The sequence below is a fragment of the Streptomyces spiramenti genome (assembly GCF_012034385.1).
GTDB classification, from domain to species: domain Bacteria; phylum Actinomycetota; class Actinomycetes; order Streptomycetales; family Streptomycetaceae; genus Streptomyces; species Streptomyces spiramenti.
Map to the genome: position 1 here is coordinate 1 of NZ_JAAVJB010000368.1, position 3,218 is coordinate 3,218.

General features: G+C 78.8%; 3 protein-coding genes and 1 pseudogene. All 4 read left to right on the top strand.

The window, feature by feature from the left end; all coding sequences use genetic code 11:
* Positions 1 to 313 (top strand): annotated as a pseudogene (locus HCJ92_RS23250) (hypothetical protein); the annotation flags it as partial.
* Complete coding sequence (locus HCJ92_RS23255; RefSeq protein ID WP_167935580.1) at positions 310 to 1,050, top strand: hypothetical protein; 741 nt, start codon at positions 310 to 312, stop codon at positions 1,048 to 1,050. The pseudogene HCJ92_RS23250 and the gene HCJ92_RS23255, both read left to right, overlap by 4 nt.
* The gene (locus HCJ92_RS23260; protein WP_167935581.1) at positions 1,047 to 2,225 is read left to right on the top strand and encodes an acyl-CoA dehydrogenase family protein; all 1,179 of its coding nucleotides are present in this window, start codon (positions 1,047 to 1,049) and stop codon (positions 2,223 to 2,225) included. The genes HCJ92_RS23255 and HCJ92_RS23260 overlap by 4 nt, the downstream gene beginning before the upstream one ends.
* Positions 2,209 to 3,168, top strand: a complete 960-nt coding sequence (locus HCJ92_RS25705; RefSeq protein WP_167935582.1) for a 4'-phosphopantetheinyl transferase superfamily protein — start codon at positions 2,209 to 2,211, stop codon at positions 3,166 to 3,168. Before HCJ92_RS23260 ends, HCJ92_RS25705 begins: the two co-directional genes overlap by 17 nt.
* Positions 3,169 to 3,218: the final 50 nt, after the last annotated feature.

Here is a 3,218-nt window from a genome sequence, read left to right on the forward strand (position 1 = left end):
GGCCGCCACGGCGCCGCCCGCCGAACCCGGCACACCGGTCCGGACGGTCGTCGCCGGACCGGGGTTGGCGGGCCTCGTCCCCGCCGACGGAGTCCGCCTGCTGACCGCCGCGCCCGGCCTGCCCGGCGCCGGGGCCTGGGTGACCCTCGTGGACCACCTGACCGGGGGCGAGGCCGACGGGGACGTCCTGGTCGCCGACCGGGACCCGCGGCTGCCGTACCACTGCGCGGTGCGCCTGACCGGTGTACCCGCCACCACACCGACCGTGCCGCCCGCGACCGCCGGGCAGTTCGCCAAGGAGCTGGTCCCGTGAGCTTCCTCGCCGCCCCACCCGCGCCCCATCCACCGCCGCCCCCCACTGCCGCGCCGCCCGCCACCGGGCGCGACGGCGCCGAACCGGCCGGTGCGCCGGCCGCGCTGCTCACCCGGCTCCACGCCGACGTCCTGCCCGGCGTCCTGCCGGCCGGGCCAGGCGGCCACGTCCTCCTCCCGGAGCAACTCGTCGTCCGCTGCGACCGTTTCACCACTCCAGGCGGTCCCGTCCGTCGCGGCGGACCGGCCGAGGAGCTCGTCGGCCACCTCCGCACGGGGGTGGGGCCCGAGCGCCTGGTCGCGCTGCGGGTCACCGGCGCCGGTCCGGCCCCGGGGCCCGAGGGCGACGCCTGGGCCGCCGGCCTGGTCGGCGTCAGACTCGCGGTGGCCGAGGCCGCGCTGCGCCGCGCCACCGACCGTCTCGCCCACCGCAGCGTGGCCGGCACCGCCACCCTGAGCCTGCCGATGGTCCGCGCCCTGGTGGCGGACGCCGCCGCCACCGTCGCCGAGGCACGGTCGCTCTCCGCCCTCGTCGCCGCCCCCGCCACCCCCGGGAGCGCGGCAGGTGCCGGACTGCTCCGCCGGGCGCACCGCGCCCTCGACCAGTGCGGGCGCACCACGCTCCACCTCCTGGGCGCCGTCGGCTTCCTGGCGGACGGTCCCGGCGCCGCCCTGCGCGCCTCGGAACTGCTCGGCGACGCCTACGCACCCGCCCGGAACACGTCGGAGGCGTCATGACCACCGTCCAGGATCCGCGTCACCTCGCGAGGTTGCGCGGGGCCGCCAGGGAACTCGCCGCTCCGCTGCGGGAGGTGGCGCCGGCGGTGGACCGCGATCCGGGGGTGCTGCCGGAGCTGGTGCGCGCCGGCCGACTCCCCTGGCGGGAGTTCTCCGGCCTGCCGGCCGCCTATCACGGCGCGCCCATCCGGGTGGGCGGCCGACCGACCGCCGCCGACTCCTGCGCCGAACAGGCCGTGGTCTGGGAGGAGATGGCCCGTGCCGACGCCGGGGTCGCCCTGGGCTTGCCCGGGCCCGCCATGTCCGGCTTCATGGTCGCCGAACTGGCCGACGCGACGCAGCGCGAGCGCTATTACGGCCTGCTCGCCTCGGGCCGCCCGGTGTGGACGTTCTTCGGGATGACCGAGCCGGAGCACGGCTCCGACCCCGCCTCGATGGGGACGGCGCTCGCCCCCGACGCCACCGGCCGGCTCGCGCTCACCGGCACCAAGCGGTTCATCGGCAACGGCGCCCGGGCGGAGATCGGCGTCGTCTTCGCCCGCCGCGCACCCGGCCCGCTGGGGCTGACCGCGGTCCTCGTCGACGCCGGGCGCCCCGGCTTCACCGCCTGCCCGCTGGACACCGTGGGGTTGCGCGGCCTGGAGCTGAGTGAGCTGCGGGCGGTGGGCGTCCCCGTCGCCGACGCGGACGTCCTCGGCCGCCACCTGCGCGCCAGCCGCCGCGGGATGTGGGCGGCGGTCCGCACCTTCAACCGGTTCCGGCCGCTGGTCGCCACCCTCGCCCTCGGGGTGGCGCAGGCCGCCCACGAGTACGCCGAGCAGGCGCTGCGCCCGGCGCCCGGCTCGCGCCGGCGGTACCGCGCACACGAGTTCGCCGACCGGCTGGTGGGCGTCCGGGCGATGGTCGGTGCGGCTGCCCTCGCCGCCGACCGCGGGGCGGTGAGCGGCACCGCCGCCTCCGCCGCCAAGCTGCACGCCACCCGGCTCGCCGAGGAGCTCACTCTGGGCGCGGTCGCCGCCCTCGGCCCCGGCGCCCGGTTCGACCACCCGCTGCTCGACAAGTGGGTCCGCGACGCCCGCGCCTTCGAGTTCATGGAGGGCACCTCCAACATCCAGCGGCTGAACCTGGCCCAGGGCTACCTCCAGGAGCGTGATCGCCGTGCCGTCGCCGCCTGAGACCGCCCCGAGCACCCCAGCCGTCGATGCCGCCGCCGTCGTCGCCGATGCCGCCGCGTACCGCCACCCGCCCGTCCGGAGCGGCCCGCCCCCCGGTGTCGACCTCTGGCTGATCCCCCTGGACCCCGCTCCCGGCCCCCGCGGAGCCGCCCCTGGCAGCCGCCCGGGGGACGGCGGGCGCCCGGTCGCCGGGCTGGACCGCACGGAACGCTCCCGCGCTCTCTCCCTCCGCGACCCGGCGACCGCGCGGCGCTACGTCGCCGCGCACACCGCGCTCCGCGCCCTCCTCGGCCGGTACGTCGGCCGCCCCGGCTCGACACTGCGGTGGGCTGCCGGCCGCCATGGCAAGCCGGTCTTCGAGGGCGAAGACCGGAACTGGCACTGGTCGTTGAGCCGTTCTGCCGGGTACGCCCTGCTGGCGGTCTCCCGCACCGTCCCCGTCGGCGCGGACATCGAGCGCATCACGGTCTCCCCCCGCGCGGCGCTGCCACTGGCCTCCCGGTTCCTCCCTCCGGCGGAGGCGGCGCTGGTGGCCGCGGAGCCCACCGTCCCCGCGCGCCGCGCCGCCTACCACCGGCTGCTGTCGCGCAAGGAGTCCTGCGTCAAGGCCGTCGGGGGCCGCTTCCTGGACGGGTTGCGGCTGCCGGTACCCGCTCCCGGGCCGGTCGCGCCGTCCCCCGGCGACCCCGACGGAGTGGTCGGCGGGTCGCGGTGGCTGGTGGACCTGCCCGCGCCCGCCGGCTGGGTGGCGTCCCTCGCTACGGTCGGCGCCGAGCCGGTTCCGCTGCGGCTGTTCCGCTGGTCGTCGCCGGGGGTGCGTTCACCCGTGGTCGACCTCGCTCCGGCGCCGAGACCGGGCATCGTGGCGCTGCCGGTAGCGGAGCCGGTGCCCGCTCCGCTCGGCGCCGCGTCGGCGCCCGCGCTCGCGGGGGTGGTCGCGTGAGGTGCCGCCGGCCCGTGGACCGGCCCGCGCGGCGCCCTGCCGTCGCCGGC

Excerpts from the sequence above, each read along its gene's own strand:
- HCJ92_RS23260 (WP_167935581.1), top strand. The coding sequence starts at position 1,047 with ATGACCACCGTCCAGGATCCGCGTCACCTCGCGAGGTTGCGCGGGGCC.